The 16,522-nt window shown below is 67.7% G+C and carries 14 protein-coding genes and 1 pseudogene; 9 read left to right on the top strand and 6 right to left on the bottom strand.

Annotation, left to right across the window (positions count from 1 at the left end; genetic code table 11):
• Nucleotides 1–11: 11 nt before the first annotated feature.
• The 3 genes from ACZYZ9_RS07485 to ACZYZ9_RS07475 form a co-directional block, all read right to left on the bottom strand.
• Complete coding sequence (locus ACZYZ9_RS07485; RefSeq protein ID WP_463825609.1) at nucleotides 12–2,942, bottom strand: MMPL/RND family transporter; 2,931 nt, start codon at nucleotides 2,940–2,942, stop codon at nucleotides 12–14.
• Entirely contained in the window at nucleotides 2,939–3,463 is a 525-nt protein-coding gene (locus ACZYZ9_RS07480) for an MmpS family transport accessory protein (protein WP_463825608.1), read from the bottom strand. Before ACZYZ9_RS07480 ends, ACZYZ9_RS07485 begins: the two co-directional genes overlap by 4 nt.
• 138 nt (nucleotides 3,464–3,601) lie before the next feature.
• The gene (locus tag ACZYZ9_RS07475) at nucleotides 3,602–4,288 is read right to left on the bottom strand and encodes a TetR/AcrR family transcriptional regulator (RefSeq protein WP_463825607.1); all 687 of its coding nucleotides are present in this window, start codon (nucleotides 4,286–4,288) and stop codon (nucleotides 3,602–3,604) included.
• A 263-nt stretch (nucleotides 4,289–4,551) separates the two neighbouring features.
• On the opposite strand from ACZYZ9_RS07475, the gene ACZYZ9_RS07470 reads away from it, so the two are divergent.
• The 4 genes from ACZYZ9_RS07470 to ACZYZ9_RS07455 all read left to right on the top strand — a co-directional run bounded on the left by ACZYZ9_RS07470 (nucleotide 4,552) and on the right by ACZYZ9_RS07455 (nucleotide 9,224).
• Entirely contained in the window at nucleotides 4,552–4,983 is a 432-nt protein-coding gene (locus ACZYZ9_RS07470) for an MmpS family transport accessory protein (RefSeq protein WP_463825605.1), read from the top strand.
• Nucleotides 4,984–5,054: 71 nt separating this feature from the next.
• On the top strand, nucleotides 5,055–7,886 hold the full coding sequence (locus ACZYZ9_RS07465; protein WP_463825969.1) for an MMPL/RND family transporter: 2,832 nt from the start codon (nucleotides 5,055–5,057) through the stop codon (nucleotides 7,884–7,886).
• A 79-nt stretch (nucleotides 7,887–7,965) separates the two neighbouring features.
• A complete protein-coding gene (locus tag ACZYZ9_RS07460; RefSeq protein ID WP_463825604.1) occupies nucleotides 7,966–8,529 on the top strand; it encodes a sigma-70 family RNA polymerase sigma factor in 564 nt (187 codons plus the stop codon).
• Entirely contained in the window at nucleotides 8,526–9,224 is a 699-nt protein-coding gene (locus tag ACZYZ9_RS07455; protein ID WP_463825603.1) for an anti-sigma factor, read from the top strand. The genes ACZYZ9_RS07460 and ACZYZ9_RS07455 overlap by 4 nt, the downstream gene beginning before the upstream one ends.
• A 10-nt stretch (nucleotides 9,225–9,234) precedes the next feature.
• Here the strand turns inward: ACZYZ9_RS07455 and ACZYZ9_RS07450 are convergent, their stop codons facing one another.
• Both ACZYZ9_RS07450 and ACZYZ9_RS07445 read right to left on the bottom strand, forming a co-directional pair.
• Nucleotides 9,235–9,750 carry a mycothiol transferase gene (locus ACZYZ9_RS07450; protein ID WP_463825602.1) on the bottom strand — a complete coding sequence of 172 codons (516 nt, stop codon included), beginning with the start codon at nucleotides 9,748–9,750 and terminating at the stop codon, nucleotides 9,235–9,237.
• Nucleotides 9,751–9,760: 10 nt separating this feature from the next.
• Nucleotides 9,761–10,144 carry a VOC family protein gene (locus tag ACZYZ9_RS07445; RefSeq protein ID WP_463825601.1) on the bottom strand — a complete coding sequence of 128 codons (384 nt, stop codon included), beginning with the start codon at nucleotides 10,142–10,144 and terminating at the stop codon, nucleotides 9,761–9,763.
• A gap of 45 nt (nucleotides 10,145–10,189) precedes the next feature.
• On the opposite strand from ACZYZ9_RS07445, the gene ACZYZ9_RS07440 reads away from it, so the two are divergent.
• The 3 genes from ACZYZ9_RS07440 to ACZYZ9_RS07430 are packed head-to-tail and all read left to right on the top strand — an operon-like array spanning nucleotide 10,190 to nucleotide 13,852.
• The gene (locus ACZYZ9_RS07440; protein ID WP_463825600.1) at nucleotides 10,190–11,914 is read left to right on the top strand and encodes an N-acyl-D-amino-acid deacylase family protein; all 1,725 of its coding nucleotides are present in this window, start codon (nucleotides 10,190–10,192) and stop codon (nucleotides 11,912–11,914) included.
• A 54-nt stretch (nucleotides 11,915–11,968) separates the two neighbouring features.
• A complete protein-coding gene (locus tag ACZYZ9_RS07435) occupies nucleotides 11,969–13,435 on the top strand; it encodes a PPE family protein (RefSeq protein ID WP_463825599.1) in 1,467 nt (488 codons plus the stop codon).
• A gap of 18 nt (nucleotides 13,436–13,453) precedes the next feature.
• Nucleotides 13,454–13,852 carry a pyridoxamine 5'-phosphate oxidase family protein gene (locus ACZYZ9_RS07430; RefSeq protein ID WP_463825598.1) on the top strand — a complete coding sequence of 133 codons (399 nt, stop codon included), beginning with the start codon at nucleotides 13,454–13,456 and terminating at the stop codon, nucleotides 13,850–13,852.
• Nucleotides 13,853–14,012: 160 nt separating this feature from the next.
• On the opposite strand, the pseudogene ACZYZ9_RS07425 reads toward ACZYZ9_RS07430, so the two are convergent.
• A pseudogene (locus tag ACZYZ9_RS07425) lies at nucleotides 14,013–14,194 on the bottom strand (SDR family NAD(P)-dependent oxidoreductase); the annotation flags it as partial.
• A gap of 61 nt (nucleotides 14,195–14,255) precedes the next feature.
• Between ACZYZ9_RS07425 and ACZYZ9_RS07420 the strand changes: the two are divergent.
• Together ACZYZ9_RS07420 and ACZYZ9_RS07415 are read left to right on the top strand one after the other, a co-directional pair.
• Nucleotides 14,256–15,770, top strand: a complete 1,515-nt coding sequence (locus ACZYZ9_RS07420; RefSeq protein ID WP_463825597.1) for a PucR family transcriptional regulator — start codon at nucleotides 14,256–14,258, stop codon at nucleotides 15,768–15,770.
• Nucleotides 15,771–15,903: 133 nt separating this feature from the next.
• Nucleotides 15,904–16,515: an Rv1733c family protein gene (locus ACZYZ9_RS07415; RefSeq protein WP_463825596.1), complete on the top strand. Its 612-nt coding sequence runs from the start codon at nucleotides 15,904–15,906 to the stop codon at nucleotides 16,513–16,515.
• Nucleotides 16,516–16,522: the final 7 nt, after the last annotated feature.

Here is a 16,522-nt window from a genome sequence, read left to right as displayed (position 1 = left end):
CTCGGGCGTATTCAGCGCTTCTTGACCAGCCCGCCCGGCGGGTGTTCGTCGACGTCGTTGAGGATCAGCTGGCGCACCGCGCGACGCGGTCCGTACGGGCGCAGCATGGTGCTGGCCGGGCGGGGGCGCACATGTTGCGGCCACCAGAACCAGCGCCCGAGCAGGGTGGCCACGGACGGCGTCATGAACGACCGCACGATCAACGTGTCGAACAACAGACCGAGCGCGATCGTCGTACCCACCTGCGCCATGACTTTCAACGGGCTGAAGGCAAACGTCGCCATCGTCGCGGCGAAGACCAGACCCGCCGAGGTCACGACGGAGCCCGAACCGGCCATCGCGCGGATCGTCCCTGTCTTGAGCCCGGCATGGATCTCTTCCTTCAACCGCGATATCAGCAACAGGTTGTAGTCCGAGCCGACCGCCAGCAGCAGGATCACCGCCATCGCCAGCACCATCCAGTGCAACTTGACGCCGAGGATGTACTGCCACAAAAGGACCGAGAGTCCGAACGAGGCGCCCAGCGACAGCAACACCGTGCCGACGATCACAATGGCCGCCACGACGCTTCGGGTGATCACCAGCATGATGATGAAGATCAGGGTGGCCGCGGCGATTGCCGCGATCAGCAGATCGATGTTGGACCCGTCGTGCATATCCTTGAATGTCGCGGCGGTACCGCCGAGGTAAACCTTGGCGCCCTCCCAGGGCGTGCCCTTGATCGCCTCGTGCACGGCCTGCTTGATCGGCTCGATGTGGCGGATGCCTTCCGGGGTCGCCGGGTCGCCCTCGTGGGAGATGATCAACCGGACCGCATGCCCGTCCGGCGAGATGAACTGTTTGAGTCCCCGCGCGAAGTCGGGGCTCTGGAACGCCTCCGGCGGCAGATAGAACGTGTCGTCGTTCTTGGCCCGGTCGAACGCATCCCCCTGGGCGGTGGCGTTGTCGGCCTGCGCCCTCGCCTGCTGATTGAGACCCATGGTGGTCGCGTAGTTCGACATGATGGTGTCGAGATTGCGTTGCTGGCTCTCGATCTGCGGCGGGATCAGCTCCACCAGCTTGGGCTGGATCGCATCCAGCCGGTCCAGGTTGGCGCTGAGGCTCAGGATGTTCTGCGCCACCTGGTCGATCCCGTCCAGCGCATTGAAGATGGACCGTAGCGCCCAGCAGATCGGAATGTCGTAGCAGTGCTTCTCCCAGTAGAAGTAGCTGCGAATCGGCCGGAAGAAATCGTCGAAAGTGGCGATGTCGTCGCGCAACGCTTCGGTGATCTTCACGGTTTCTTTGGTGAGCTTGGTGGTCTCGTGCGTGGTGTTGCTGAGGTCCTGGGTGACCTGCATCTGCTCGTGCAGGGTCGCCATCGTCTTGCGCAGCTCGTCGGCCTGGTTCAGCAGGTTTTTCGCCTGCTCGTCCTGATAGTGCTGGGTCTGCAGGCGGCTGGCGGCTTGCGCACCCATCTGGAATCCGAGGGTGCTGTGGTCCAGCGGCGTGCCCAGCGGCCGGGTGATGGTCTGCACCCGGCCGATGCCGGGAATGTGGAAGACGGCCTTGGCGACTTTGTCCAGGACCAGGAAATCGGCCGAATTACGCAGGTCGTGGTCGGTCTCGATCATCAACAGCTCAGGATTGAGCCGGGCCTGGTCGAAGTGCCGGTCGGCGGCCGCGTACCCGACGTTGGCCGGCGTGTCCGCCGGCAGGTAGTGCCGGTTGTCGTAGTCCGTCTGGTAGCCGGGCAGCGCGAGCAGACCGACCAGCGCGACCGCGATGGTCACCGCGAAAACCGGTGCGGGCCAACGGACGACGGCGGTGCCGATGCGACGCCAGCCCCGGGTCTGCAGCGTCCGCTTCGGATCCATCAGCTTGAAGAACGACGCGACGGTCAGCAGTGCCGGGCCCAGCGTCAACGCCGCCAACACCGCGACCAGCATGCCGACCGCGCACGGCACGCCCAGCGACTGGAAATAGGGCAATCGGCAGAAGCTGAGGCAGTACATGGCGCCGGCGATGGTCAGTCCTGACCCCAGCACGACGTGCGCGGTGCTGTGGAACATGGTGTAGAACGCGTCTTCGCGACTCTCGCCCAGCCCACGGGCCTCCTGATAGCGGCCCACCACGAAGATCGCGTAGTCCGTACCGGCGGCGATGGCCATCAACACCAGCATGTTGTTGGCGAAGGTCGACAGCCCCATGATCCCGTAGTTGCCCAGCGTCGCGACGACACCGCGGGCCGCGGCCAACTCGATGAAGACCATGGCCAGCATGATCAGGACGGTGGCTATCGACCGGTAGACCCACAGCAGCATCACGATGATCACCACGAAGGTGATGAGCGTGACGACCATGACGCCCTTTTCCCCGGCGTGGGACTGGTCGGCGAACAGCGGGCCCGCGCCGGTGACGTAGGCCTTGATCCCCGGCGGCGCGGGCACCGAGTCCACCATCTTGCGCAGGGCTTCGGCCGACTCGTTCGCCAGGCCGCCGCCCATGTTGCCGGCGAGGTACACCTGGACGTACGCGGCCTTCTGGTCGTGGCTCTGGGAGCCTGCCGCCGTCAGCGGATCGCTCCAGAAATCCTGGACGTGCTGAACATGTTTCTTGTCCTGCTCGATGCGCCGGATGATGTCGTCGTAGTAGCGGTGCGCCTCGGCCCCGAGTGGCTTGTCGCCCTCCAGCAGGATCATGGCCGAGTTGTCGGAGTCGAACTCTTTGAACTTCGATCCGACCTTCATCATCGATTGGAAGGACGCTGCGTCCGTCGGACTCATCGACACCGAGTGGGTCTTGGCGACCACCTCCAGCTGCGGGGCCACGGTGTTGGTCACGAACACGATGCCCAACCAGATCAGCACGATCGGCAGCGCCAGCCGGTGGATCATCCGCGGCAGGAACGGCGGGATCAGCGGCTGTTCGACCCGCGGCGGCGCTTCGGTGGTCTCGCTCATGCGGACTTGTCCAGGCAGTAGACGAACGCATTCACCGTCTGCTCGGGAGGCGAGTGGTTCGGCGCCTTGATGACGTCACCGCGGCCGTCGTTGTTGTTCACCAGGAAGCGGCAGGCGATCCAGCTGCCGGTCCCCTGCGCTATCAAGTTGGCCGGGATCCCGGGCTTGGTCGACTTCAATACCGTATTCCAAGGTAGGGGCACGTTGAGCGCCTGCTGGGGGTGGGAGTTCTCGTCGAGATAGTTGATGGTCGCGGTGCTGCCCGGTGCACCCCAGACCTCGAGGGTGATCGTCTTGGGGTTGAACTGGTCGATGACGTCACCGGAGGAGCCGCCGCCGAAGGAACCCTTGTGGACGCCGAAGATGCCGTGCAACCGGTGCACGACGAAGCCCGATAGGGCCACGACGGCCAGCACGGTGAGGACGAGCCAGAACCGGGTGATGAGGCGGGCCAGACGTCGGCGCTTGGGCGGCCGCTGAGTCGCCGTCTTCTCGTTGCGAACGGAGTCCGGGGTCGTCATCTGGTCAGTCCTTGGCTCGGTCGTCGTCATGGGCGCTGTCCTAACCGATACGAGAACCGCCAACTGATTAGCCTGAGAGTCAACTTAGGTACCCTAACCTAATGGAGGCCGTGGCCTTCGCCAATACGAGCGACGACGTCATCGGGACCCCGTGAGGGTGCCGATGCAGGTCGCGGTGAGAACCCGGGTGAGCGCCGAGGCGAAGTCGATGTTCCATTCGGGCGGCAACACCTCGGGCTCCTCTGCGTAGACGTCGGAGATCTTCGCCGGCGGGTTGGCGATCTGCCAGAACGCCGCGGCCAACGAGTAGGCGGCGATCAGGATGTCGAAAGCTCCCGGACGCCCGAGCGCCGGCAGTGCCTGTTCGATCGCGTCGGCCAGGGCGATCGCGGCGGCCGAAATGGTCCGCCGGATCTCGATGACCCGTTCGATCTCGACCTCGTGCTCGAGATGCAGGTGCAGATTGGCCAGCAGGTCGCAGAACAGCGGGTCGGCGGCCAGTCCGTTGGCCAGCGTCTCGGCCACCCGGTCCGGCGTCATTGCCCCGGGCTGGGCCAGGTTCTCGCACACCGTGCCCGACCACCGCACCCATCCCTCCGCAGCCAGGTGCAGCAATACCTCTTTGTGTGAGGTGAAATAGCGGCGCACGGCGGAGTAGTGGATGCCGGCCCGGCTGGCCACGGCGGTCAATGTCACCGATGCGACACCGGTTTCCAGGGCCAGCGACCGCGCGGCCTCTACCAGCGCCGCCGCCCGTTGGCGCTTGTTCTCCTCGGTGCGGGCGCGCCGAAATGCGAGTTGCGCCACCGGCAGAGGATAACGCACGACATGTGATTTGCATAACGCACGTAGTGTGATTTGTGCAGGTGGCAGGCATCGGACCCGCCTTGTTACGCACGTGATATGCGTTACAATCCAGTGCGCGAGGGGAAGGAGTGGACAGTGCCGTCCGTCGCCGTGATTTACTTAGGCAAGGCTTAGTAGTTCCGCTCGACAGGGCCGCCCCGGGACATGCGGCGTCGAGGCGGTGGGCCGCCGCCGGTCGCGGTCGCCGAAATTCACATACCAACGGGTGAAGGGGATCTGCGATGTTCAGACTGCTGTCGCGCGCGTGGATTCCACTGGTCGTGCTGGTGGTGGTGGCGGTGGGGGCCTTCGTGGTCTACCGGGTACACGGTTACTTCGGCTCGGAGAAGCGCGAAACCTACGCCGACAGCAACCTCAAGAACCCCGAGCCGTTCAACCCCAAGCGCATCGTTTACGAGGTGTTCGGTCCGCCGGGTACCGTCGCGGACATCAGTTACTTCGACGTCAACAGCGATCCGCAACGGGTCGAGAATGCCCGGCTGCCCTGGTCGCTGCACATCAGCACCACCAAGGCGGCCATGGTGGGCAACCTTGCGGCACAAGGCGATAGCGACAGCATCGGCTGCCGCATCCTGATCGACGACGAGGTCAAGGCCGAGCGGGTCAGCAACAGCGTCAACGCGTTCACCTTCTGTCTGGTCAAGTCCGCGTGACCACCACCTACGCCCCCGGCGCGCCGGCGCCGGGGCCCGCCACCGACACCCATCGGCCGTTCATCCCGCGGATGATCCATGCCCTCGCGGTGCCGATCATCCTGTTCTGGCTGGTGGTCGTGGTGCTGCTCAGCGTCTTCCTGCCGTCGCTGGAAGTCGTCGGGCAGGAACGGTCGGTGTCGTTGAGCCCGGGTGACGCGCCGTCCTTCGTGGCGCTCAAGCACATCGGCAACGCCTTCAAGGAGGGCGACACCGACAGCTTCGGGATGATCGTCCTGGAAAGCGACAAACCGCTGGGCGCCGAGGCGCACAAGTACTACGACGAGATGGTCCGCAAGCTACGCGAGGACAAGAAACACGTCCTGAGCATCCAGGACTTCTGGGGTGACCCACTGACCGCCGCGGGCGCGCAGAGCAACGACGCCAAAGCCGTCACCGTCCAGCTCACCCTGGCCGGCAACCAGGGCGAACCCCTGGCCAACGAGTCGGTCCTGGCCGTGCGCAAGATCGTGGACGGCATCAAGGCCCCGCCCGGTCTCAAGGCCTACGTCACCGGCGCGTCGGCGCTGGCCGCCGACCTGCATGACAGTGGCGACAAGTCCATGGCCAAGATCACCATCACCACGGTCCTGGTGATCACGCTGATGCTGATGTTCATCTACCGCTCGTTTCTCACCGTCTTCCTGCTGTTGATCTCGGTCGGTATCGAACTGAGCGCGGCACGCGGCGCGGTGGCACTGCTCGGACACAACGGGTTGATCGGGCTGTCCACGTTCTCGGTCAGCCTGCTCACGTCACTGGCGATCGCGGCCGGCACCGACTACGGCATCTTCATCATCGGCCGCTACCAGGAGGCGCGTCAGGCCGGCGAGGACCGGGAGTCGGCGTTCTACACCATGTATCACGGCACCGCGCACGTGATCCTGGGCTCCGGGCTGACCATCGCCGGCGCCCTGTTCTGTCTGCACTTCGCCCGGATGCCCTACTTCCAGACGCTGGGCATCCCCTGCGCGGTCGGCATGCTGGTGGCGGTCCTGGTCGCGCTGACGCTGGGCCCGGCCATCCTGGTGGTGGGCGGCAAGTTCGGGGTGTTCGATCCCAAGCGGGTGCTGTCGGTGCGGGGCTGGCGCCGCATCGGCACGGCCGTGGTGCGCTGGCCGCTGCCCATCCTGGCGGTCACCCTGGCGATCGCGATCATCGGCCTGCTGACGCTGCCGGGCTACAAACCCAGCTACGACGACCGCGCCTACCTGCCCCCGTCCATCCCGGCCAACCAGGGCTTCACCGTCGCCGACCGGCACTTCTCCCAGGCCCGCATGAAGCCGGAGATCCTGATGATCGAATCGGATCACGACCTGCGCAACCCGGCCGACTTCCTGGTGCTCGACAAGCTGGCCAAAGGCATTTTCCGGGTGCCCGGCATCTCCCGCGTCCAGGCCATCACCCGGCCCGACGGCACCACCATGGACCACACGTCGATCCCGTTCCAGATGAGCATGCAGAACGCCGGTCAGGTGCAGACCATGAAATTCCAGCGCGACCGCATGGACGACATGCTCAAGCAGGCCGACGAGATGACCAAGACGATCGCGCTGATGCAGAACATGTACGCGCTGATGACGAAGCTGGTCGGCCTCACGCACAAGATGGTCGGCGACACCGAGGCGATGCAGCAGATCACCAACGACCTGCGCGACAAGATCGCCAACTTCGACGACTTCTTCCGGCCCATCCGCTCGTACTTCTATTGGGAGAAGCACTGTTTCGACATCCCGGTGTGTTGGACGCTGCGGTCGATCTTCGACGCGTTCGACGGGATCGATCAGCTCACCGAGCAACTGAACGTCCTGGTCGGCGACATCAAACAGCTGGACACACTGATGCCGCAGATGATCGCCACCTTCCCGCCGATGATCGACACCATGGTGAGCATGCGGACCATGATGCTGACGATGCACAGCACCATGTCGGGGATCTTCAGCCAGATGGACGAGATGAGCGAGAACGCGACGGCGATGGGCCACGCATTCGACGCCGCCAAGAACGACGACTCGTTCTACCTGCCGCCCGAGGTGTTCAAGAACGAAGACTTCAAGCGCGCCATGAAGAACTTCCTGACCCCCGACGGGCACGCGGCGCGGTTCATCATCCTGCACCGGGGTGATCCCGCGTCGCCCGAAGGCATCGCCAGCATCGACCAGATACGCACCGCGGCCGAGGAATCCCTGAAGGGGACGCCCCTGGAAGACGCCAAGATCTACCTGGCCGGCACCGGGGCGGTGTTCAAGGACATCTCCGACGGCGCCAAATGGGATCTGCTGATCGCCGGCATCTCCTCGTTGTGCCTGATCTTCATCATCATGCTGATCATCACCCGCGCCTTCGTGGCCGCCGCGGTGATCGTCGGGACGGTGGCGTTGTCGCTGGGCGCCTCCTTCGGCCTGGCCGTGCTGGTCTGGCAGCACATCTTCGGCATCCCGCTGCACTGGCTGGTGCTGGCGATGTCGGTCATCGTGCTGCTGGCCGTGGGATCGGACTACAACCTGCTGCTGGTCTCCCGGTTCAAACAGGAGATCCACGCCGGTCTGAACACCGGAATCATCCGGTCGATGGGCGGCACCGGCAAGGTGGTGACCAACGCGGGTCTGGTGTTCGCGTTCACCATGGCCTCGATGATCATCGGCGATGCCCGCATGATCGGCCAGGTGGGCACCACCATCGGGCTGGGTCTGCTGTTCGACACGCTGATCGTGCGCGCCTTCATGACGCCGTCGATTGCCGCGCTGCTGGGCCGCTGGTTCTGGTGGCCGATCCGGGTGCGGACGCGCCCGGCCCGCAGCCCCGCCCTGGCGCGCATCGAGCGGCCGACCGAGCGGATACCGGCGCTCAGCGGCGACCGTTAGTCCCGTCGGTCCGGCCATCCGGGCAGCCCCGGGCTCCGAATAGCAGGTGTGCAACCAAGGGGCGTTAGGCTACCGATCGATGACCGGCCCGCCCCCCTCCAGCAACGACCTGGACGCCTTGCTGCGCCGGGTGGCCGCAGGCGACGACGCCGCGTTCGCGGCGTTCTACGACCAGACGAAAACCCGGGTGTACGGGCTGGTGACCAGGGTGCTGCGTGACTCCGGCTACAGCGAAGAGACCACTCAGGAGATCTACCTCGAGGTGTGGCGCACGGCGTCGGACTTCGACACCGCCAAGGGCTCGGCGCTGGCCTGGTTGATGACCATGACGCACCGGCGCGCGGTGGATCGGGTGCGCAGCGAACAGGCCGGGACTGAACGCGAATCACGCTACGGCACAGCGAATTTCGAGTCGGCAACCGACGTCGTCGCCGATTCGGCGATAGCCGGCGACGAACGCCGCCGGGTGGTCGGGTGTCTGGAGGGGTTGACCGAAGCGCAACGACAGTGCATCGAGCTGGCCTACTACGGCGGACTGACCTACGCCGAGGTGTCGCAGCGGTTGGCGGCGAACCTGTCCACGATCAAGTCACGCATGCGCGACGCGCTGCGCGGGTTGCGCAACTGTCTGGACGTGTCATGACCGCCCCCCACGGCTTCGACCTGCTGGAGCTGGCGGCCCCCTATGCCCTGCACGCGTTGTCCGACGCCGAGCGGGTCGAGGTCGACGCCCGGGTCGACGCCGCGCCGGCGCCGGTCGCCGCGGCCTTCGCCGACGAGGTCCGCGCCATCCGCGAGACCATGGCGGTGCTGTCGTCGGCCAGTGCGGCCGAACCGCCCGATCAGTTGCGCGCCGCCGTGCTGGCCCGGGCCACCCCCGCTGCGACACCGCTGCGCCGGATGCCGCAGCGGCGCACCGCCCTCATCGCGGCGGCGGCGACCATCGCGATCGGCCTGGGGGCGTTCGGCCTCGGTGTACTGATGCGGCCGTCGCCGACGATGGCCGAGCAGGTTCTGGCCGCACCCGACGTGCGGACCGTGTCCCGGCCGCTGGGGCCGGGAACGGCGACGGTGATGTTCTCCCGCGACCGCAACGCGGGCGTGTTGGTGATGAACAACGTGCCGCCGCCGCCGCCGGGCAGCGTGTATCAGATGTGGCTGATCGGCACGAGCGGCCCGACGTCGGCGGGCACCATGGGCGTTGCGGCGGTGGCGCCGTCCACGAAGGCGACGCTGGACAATCTGGGCGGCTCGACCGTGCTGGCGTTCACCGTCGAACCCGGCACCGGGTCGCTGCAGCCGACCAGCCCGGTGCTCGCCGAATTGCCGCTGGGCTGACGCGCCGGCCCTACTTCACGATGCCCCGCAGGTAGGCGGCCTGGCCCAGGTGTTGCGCGCAATCGTCGATGATGCTGACCAGCCGCCCGCTCGCGGTGACCGGCGGATCCCAGTTGGTGTCCACCACGCGGGCCAGCTCGGCGGCCGTCACCGTCGCGACGTACTCCAGGGTGAATTCGTGCACCGCCCGGTAGTAGCCGGCCAACAGGTCGGCGGGCGCGTGCACCTTGGCGACGTCGTCGGGACCGTGCCCGTACCCGATGTCGCGCCGCGGTAGGTCCAGCCCGAACCGGTCCACCCAACCGTCGCGGGTCCACACCTCCTCGACCCCCGCGATATCGGCGAGCTGCAGATCCTGCACGCGGGCGCTGTGCCAGACCAGCCAGGCGATGCTGTTGGCTTCGGGAGTCGGCCGGTAGTCGGCGACCTCAGCGGTGAGCCCGTCGGTGATTTCGTCGGTGTGCTCGATCAATCGGGTGAATGCATCGCGCAGCAGTTCCTGCACGGCGGCGTCGGGATTTGTCACCAGGCCGACCCTACGGGCCGCCGTGCCAGACCGCCTCCACGTTGTTGCCGTCCGGATCGCGCACGAAGGCGCCGTAGTAACCGGCGTGATACTCCGGCCACCGCCGCGGGGCGTGCAACGGCTCCGCACCCAGGCTCACCGCAGTCTCGTAGAAGGCGCGCACCGCAGCCTCGTCCTGCGCCTGGAACGCAATGTGGACCTCGCGATTCGGGCCCGAACCGGCGCCGTTGCCGACGCCGTCGGCGATCCAGAAGTCCGGCTTACCGTTGCGGCCGTACCCGATGGCCACACCGAAATCCAGCTGCCGGGAGTAACCCAGCACACCGAGCACGGTGTCGTAGAAGTTCTTCGAATCGGCATAGTTGGCACAGTTGATGCCCAGGTGATCGATCACGATGCGATCCTGGCACGACCCTGCGCCCGGTCGTAGATTATTCAGATGACCTACGACCTGCTGATCCGCAACGGCACCATCGTGGACGGACTCGGAGGTGAGCCGTACGTCGGTGATGTCGCGGTGCGGGACGGTGTGATCGCCGCGGTCGGGTCGGTGATCGGGGGAGCCGAGCGGGAAATCGACGCGACCGGACTGCTCGTCACGCCGGGCTTCGTCGACCTGCACACCCATTACGACGGACAGGCCATCTGGTCGGACCGGCTGACGCCGTCCTCGGCGCACGGGGTGACCACCGTCGTGGTCGGCAACTGCGGAGTCGGCTTCGCGCCGTGCCGACAAGAGGACCACGAGGTGCTCGTCGACGTGATGGCCGGCGTGGAGGACATCCCCGGTGTCGTGATGACCGACGGTCTGCCGTGGACCTGGGAATCCTTCCCGGAATATCTGGACGAACTGGACGCCCGCCGCCGTGATATCGACGTCGCCGCATACCTGCCGCACTCCCCGCTGCGGGTCTTCGTGATGGGCCGACGCGGCGCCGACCGCGAGCCCGCCACCGCCGACGACCTGGCCAAGATGCGGGCGCTTGCCAAGGAGGCCACCGAAGCCGGGGCGCTGGGCTTCGCCTCCTCGCGGCTGATGATCCACAAAACCGAGAGCGGCGCTCCGATCCCCAGCTACGACGCCGCCCGGGAAGAGATCGAGCAGATCGCCCGGGGCGTGGTCGACGGCGGCGGCGGCCTGCTGCAGTTCGTGCCCGACGTGCCGGCCGGCGGCTACCAACAGGTGTTGCAGACGGTGTTCGACGTCGCCGAGGACGTGGGATTGCCGCTCACCTTCACCCTGATCGTCGGCAACTCCGGGGACCCCACCTGGCCGGAGGCCATCACCATGATCGATAAGGCCAACGCGGCCGGTGGTGACGTCAGCGCGCAGCTACTGCCCCGTCCGATCGGGCTGATCATCGGGCTGCTGCTGAGCGCCAACCCGTTCGTGCTCTACCCCAGCTACGGCGAGATCGCCGACCTGCCGCTGGCCGAACGCGTCGCCGAGATGCGCAAGCCGGAGGTACGCGCCCGCATCCTGGCCGACAAGCCCGGCACCGGGCACCCGATCCTCTACGTCGCCCAGCTGTGGGACTGGATCTTCCCGCTCGACGACAACCCCGACTACGAGCCGGACCCGTCGACCAGCATCGGCGCGCGCGCCCGGGCCCGCGGGGTGGACCCGATGGCGGAAGCCTACGACCGGCTGCTCGACGACGACGGCCGGGCGATGCTGCTGGTCGCCACCAGCAACCTGGAGAACAACTCGCTGGACACCGTGGGCGAACTGCTGCACCGCGACGACGTGATACTCGGACTCGGCGACGGCGGCGCGCACTACGGCATGATCTGCGACGCCAGCTACTCGACGTACTTCCTCACGCACTGGGCCCGGGACCGGGCGACCGGTCGCTTCACCGTCGCCGAAGCGGTCCGCGAACTCACCTCGGTGCCGGCGCGGATCGCCGGACTGGCCGACCGCGGCCGCATCGCCGTCGGCTTCAAGGCCGACCTCAACGTCATCGACCACGCGGGGCTGCGGCTGCACAAACCCGTCATCGCCTACGACCTGCCGGCCGGTGGGCGTCGGCTGGACCAGACCGCCGACGGCTACGTCGCGACGGTGGTATCCGGCCAGGTGATCGCCGAGCACGGTCAGCCCACCGCGGCCCGGCCGGGTCGGTTGATGCGCGGCCGGCAGGCCGCACCCGCGGCGGTCTGAGCGGGTTACCCGATAAGCCCACGGTGGCCAGTCCCAGCCGGGTAGGTTTGGGTGGTGACAAGCCCGCATTTCGCGTGGTTGCCGCCTGAGATCAATTCGGCACTAATGTTCGCCGGTCCCGGCGCGGGACCGTTACTTGCTGCTGCCGCAGCATGGGGCGGATTGGCCGAGGAGCTGGCGTCGTCGGTGGCGTCGTTCACCGCTGTCACCCAAGAATTGACCACCTCGTCCTGGCTGGGACCGTCCGCCGCGGCGATGATGGAGGTCGCCACCCAGTACATGGCCTGGCTGAGCGCGGCGGCGGTGCAGGCCGACCTGGCCGCGGCGCAGGCCGTGGCGACCGCGGCGGCGTTCGAGGCCGCGGTGGCCGCCACCGTGCAGCCGGCCGTGGTGGCCGCCAACCGCGGCCTGGTGCAGATGCTGGCGTCCACGAACTTCTTCGGGATGAACTGGCCCGCCATCATGGACACCGAATCCGCCTACGAAGCGATGTGGGCCGCGGACGTGGCTGCGATGGTGAACTACCACTTCGACGCATCGAAGGCGGCCGCCCAACTGGCCCCCTGGCAGCAGGTGCTGCGGAACCTGGGCATCGACGTCGGCAACAACGGGATCAACTTCGGCTTCCGCAACACCGGCAGCGGCAACATCGGCAACAACAACGTCGGCAACTACAACCTGGGCAGCGGTAACAGCGGCATCGGCAACGTCGGCGCCGGCAACACCGGCAGCTACAACCTGGGCTTCGGCAACACCGGCACCAGCAACATGGGCATCGCCAACTTCGGCAGTGGCAACCTCGGCTTCGCCAACACCGGCAGCGACTCCTTCGGTTTCGGACTGACCGGCGACCACCAGTTCGGCTTCGGCGGGCTCAACTCCGGCAGCGGCAACACCGGCTTCGGCAACTCCGGCAGCGGCAACAGCGGCTTCTTCAATTCCGGTACCGACAACATGGGCTTCGGCAACTCGGGTTCCCTCAACGCCGGGGTCGGCAACTCCGGCGACGCCGGACTCGGCGGCCCGCTGAGCCACTGGAACTCGGGCATGTACAGCAGCGCGGCCGGCCTGGACTCCGCGGTGGCCGGCAATGCGCACTACGCGACGGGCGGTCTGGGAACCGCGGCGCTCGGTTCGGGCCTGCTCGGCTCGGCGTTGGCCACCACCGGGGGGCTGCATCCCGGTCTGGCCGGCGCGCTGAACTCCGGCATCAGCGGACCCGTCGTCGCGTCGGCGCCCCCGCCGGCCGCCGCCGGCGAACCGGGCGGCCCCAGTCCCGTCTCGGCCAACCCCACCAGCAGCCCCGCCGCCAACTCAGGCCTGCGCACCAACGGCGGCAGCCCGACCGGCTTCTACCCGTCCGGCGATCCCGGCGCGCGCCCCACGCTGGCACGCGAGTCGGTGCTGAGCAGCCTGAGCCTGCCCAGCGACCCGATCCCCAAGTCCGGGTTCCATCCGCCGTCTGAGCGCGACACCGCGGATCAGAGCCGGGTGATCAAGTTCCCGGTGCGGTCGCAGTAGCGCGCCTATCCTCGGTGCATGGCTGCAAAGACCGCGAAAAAGGTTGACTTCCAGCGGCTGGCCGCCGCCCTGCCGGACTTCCCGTTCGCCTATCTGATCACCGTCGACGACAACTATCGGGTGCACACCGTGACGATCGAGCCGGTGCTGCGCGATCAGACCGTCGAGGTGGGCCTGGTCGGCGGCGGCACCCGGGCCAACCTGGCCCGCCGCGTCGAGGTCACCCTGCTCTGGCCGCCGCCGGTACCGGGCGGCTACTCGCTGATCGTCGACGGGCGCGCCGAGATCGCCGACGCCGGCACCGACGCCGCGCGCTGCACGGTGGTGCCCACCCGCGCCCTGCTGCACCGCAATGCCGAGTCCGCGACCGCGGGCTGTCTGCACGACTGCGTCGTGTTCAGCGTGCCGGACGCATGAGCCGCATCGAACCTCTCGCACCGCCGTGGAGCGACGCCGACGCCGCCGGTATCACCAGCTGGGGCCACCCGACCGCACCCTGATCGAGGCCGTCGACGAACTGGAGCGCACCGGATCGTGGTCGGCGCAGACATGGACGGCACTGGGCCTGGAACAGGCTCACCTCCACCCGGACCCGTCGGAGAGTTCGTCCGCCAGCTCGCGCAACCGGTCTTCGCGGCGAGCGACCAGCGTGACGCCGTGACCGCGGCCGGCCAGTTCGCGGGCGATGTCGGCGCCGATGCCCGACGAGGCCCCGGTCACGACGGCGGTGCTGGCGGGGGATGGAGTCGGGAGAGCCACGCCACCGAAACTACCGTGACCGCACCCTGAATTACGCTGTGGGCAACTGGAGGAGCGGCGCGTGATCACGCTGGATCGCCTGGTCAACGTACTGGGTAGTTACGGGGTGCGACTGCGGTGGTCGTCGATTCCGCGATCGACCGAGCTGCGCAACGTCGTGATGCACGAGACCACGCCGCGCGGCCCGGTGACGGGCGACGTGCTGCTCGCCATCGGTGCCACCTCGCTCGAGGAGGCGATGCGGTGGGCCGACGCGGCGCATGCGGTCGTGACGTTGCTGCGCGCCGAGGTCGAGCCGTCCTTCGACGGTGAACCCGGCGCGGTGCTGCTGGTCGACGAGGCGCTGTCGTGGAGCGAGCTGGCCGCGGTGGTCTACGGGCTGGTGTTGGAGGGCCGCGAGACCGAATCCGGGCGAGGACCGACCGATTTGTTCGCCCTCACCGACAGTCTGGCCGACGCGATCGGTGGCGGCGTCGTCATCCACGACCGGTTGATGCAGGTGCTGGCATATTCCCGACAGCAGCAGCACGCGGATTCCGCACGGGTGCAGACCATCCTGGCCCGCCAGACACCGGAGCGGTTGCGGGCGTTCTTCGACGAAGACGGCGTGTTCACGCATCTGGCGGCTTCCGATGAACCGCTGTTCATTCCCGAGGACGCCGAGCACGGCGTGACGGGACGGACGGTGGTCGCCGTGCGCTCCGGGCGCGAACTGATGGGATCGGTCTGGGTGGCGTGTGCCCGCCCGCTGGACGGTGCGGCCCGCGTCGCGCTGGTCGACAGCGCCCACACGGTGGCCGTCCACCTGTTGCGGTCACGCGCAAGTGCCGACCTCGAGCGCCAGGTGGAATCCGAGCTGGTGATCCGGTTGCTGGAAAGCACAGCCGACGCCGCGACGGTGCTCAGCAGACTGGGACTACCGCGCACTCCCCTGCGGGTGATCGCGTTGCAACCGTCCGTCGCTGCCGATCGGGACGCGGTACTGCTGCTGGCGTTCGAGCGTGCCACCGCCGGGTTCGGTTGGTCCCGGCCGGGCCGCAGCGCCCTGGTCGGCAGCACCGTCTACACCCTGCTACCCGGCGAGGCAGCGGAAACGGCCCGGCAATGGGTTGCCGGGCTGAGGGCTGCACTGCCCGAGGGGGTCACCGTGGTGGCCGGCATCAGCGGCGCAACCGAGCCGACCGACCTGGCCGGCGCCCGGCAGGAGGCCGACGAGTGCCTGGCGTTACACGAGGCGTCGCCGTCGGCCGCCGTCCCGGTGTACGACGAATGCTGGGACGAGATTCTGCTGCAGCGGTTGCGCACGGCGTCGCGGTCCGGCCGGCTGCCGGACCGGGGTCCCGTCGCCGATCTGCGTCGCCACGACGACGCGCACGGCACCACGTACGTGGCGACGCTGCGGGCATGGCTCGCGGCCCAGGGGGACCCGGCCGCCGCCGGTGCGCGGTTGGGAGTGCATGAGAACACCGTGCGAAACCGGATGCGCAAGATGGTCGAGGTCACCGACCTCGCCCTGGACGACGCCGAGAAGCGGCTCGCGATGATGATTCAGCTGGCGGCCACCGATTTCGACTGAGCCGCTGTGCGGTGTCGAGACGCTACAACGTGAGTCGGTGCGATTGTGCGGCTGGGCCAACAGGTGCCGGGGCCGTCCGGGTCATCCTGGAATTGCCGCCGAAGTTTGGCGGCCCATCGATAGGAGACCGCCGATGACCCGCCGGCACGCCGATCCGCAGCAGCGGTCGGGCGACGGCGCCGCCTTCACCGTGCGCGCGCCGCTCTGGTTGCGGGTGCTGTTCAGCCGCAACCCGCTGATCCGCGTCAGCGATCGACTCGAAGCGTTCGCTCTCGTGTTGACCGTCGCGGTGTCGCTGCTGGCAGCTCCCGCCGCCGGCGCCATCGGTACCGCGGTCTACGGCTCCCGCACCCAGTTCCATGCCGCGCAGGCGCAGGGTCGAACCGAGGTCACCGCGACCGTGCTCGATGTGCCCGCCCGCAGCGATCTCACCCAGGTGCACGCCAGGTGGTTCGCCGCCGGGGTGGAACACACCGGCAAGGTCCACGCGCGCACGGCACCGAAACCGGGCGAGACCATCGAGATCTCGGTGAATCGGGACGGCTCCTACGCCGGCGCGCCGCAGATGTCCGCCGCGCGCGAAGCGGTGTTCGCGGCGCTGGCGGTCTGGCTGAACGTGACGGTTGCGGCCGGACTGATCTTCATCGGAGTCCGCAAGCTGCTGCGCCGGTCCCGCTACGACAGCTGGCGACCGGAGCTGGCCGATGTGACCGGCGAGGGCCGCGGCCACATCAGTCGACCCTGACAACACC

This window comes from Mycobacterium sp. IDUB_28, assembly GCF_055419285.1.
This window is presented reverse-complemented; position numbering and strand designations above follow the sequence as displayed.

Excerpts from the sequence above, each read along its gene's own strand:
- ACZYZ9_RS07465 (WP_463825969.1), top strand. The coding sequence starts at position 5,055 with ATGATCCATGCCCTCGCGGTGCCGATCATCCTGTTCTGGCTGGTGGTC.
- ACZYZ9_RS07415 (WP_463825596.1), top strand. The coding sequence starts at position 15,904 with ATGACCCGCCGGCACGCCGATCCGCAGCAGCGGTCGGGCGACGGCGCC.
- ACZYZ9_RS07455 (WP_463825603.1), top strand. The coding sequence starts at position 8,526 with ATGACCGCCCCCCACGGCTTCGACCTGCTGGAGCTGGCGGCCCCCTAT.
- ACZYZ9_RS07460 (WP_463825604.1), top strand. The coding sequence starts at position 7,966 with ATGACCGGCCCGCCCCCCTCCAGCAACGACCTGGACGCCTTGCTGCGC.
- ACZYZ9_RS07485 (WP_463825609.1), bottom strand. The coding sequence starts at position 2,942 with ATGAGCGAGACCACCGAAGCGCCGCCGCGGGTCGAACAGCCGCTGATC.
- ACZYZ9_RS07440 (WP_463825600.1), top strand. The coding sequence starts at position 10,190 with ATGACCTACGACCTGCTGATCCGCAACGGCACCATCGTGGACGGACTC.
- ACZYZ9_RS07470 (WP_463825605.1), top strand. The coding sequence starts at position 4,552 with ATGTTCAGACTGCTGTCGCGCGCGTGGATTCCACTGGTCGTGCTGGTG.
- ACZYZ9_RS07430 (WP_463825598.1), top strand. The coding sequence starts at position 13,454 with ATGGCTGCAAAGACCGCGAAAAAGGTTGACTTCCAGCGGCTGGCCGCC.
- ACZYZ9_RS07480 (WP_463825608.1), bottom strand. The coding sequence starts at position 3,463 with ATGACGACCCCGGACTCCGTTCGCAACGAGAAGACGGCGACTCAGCGG.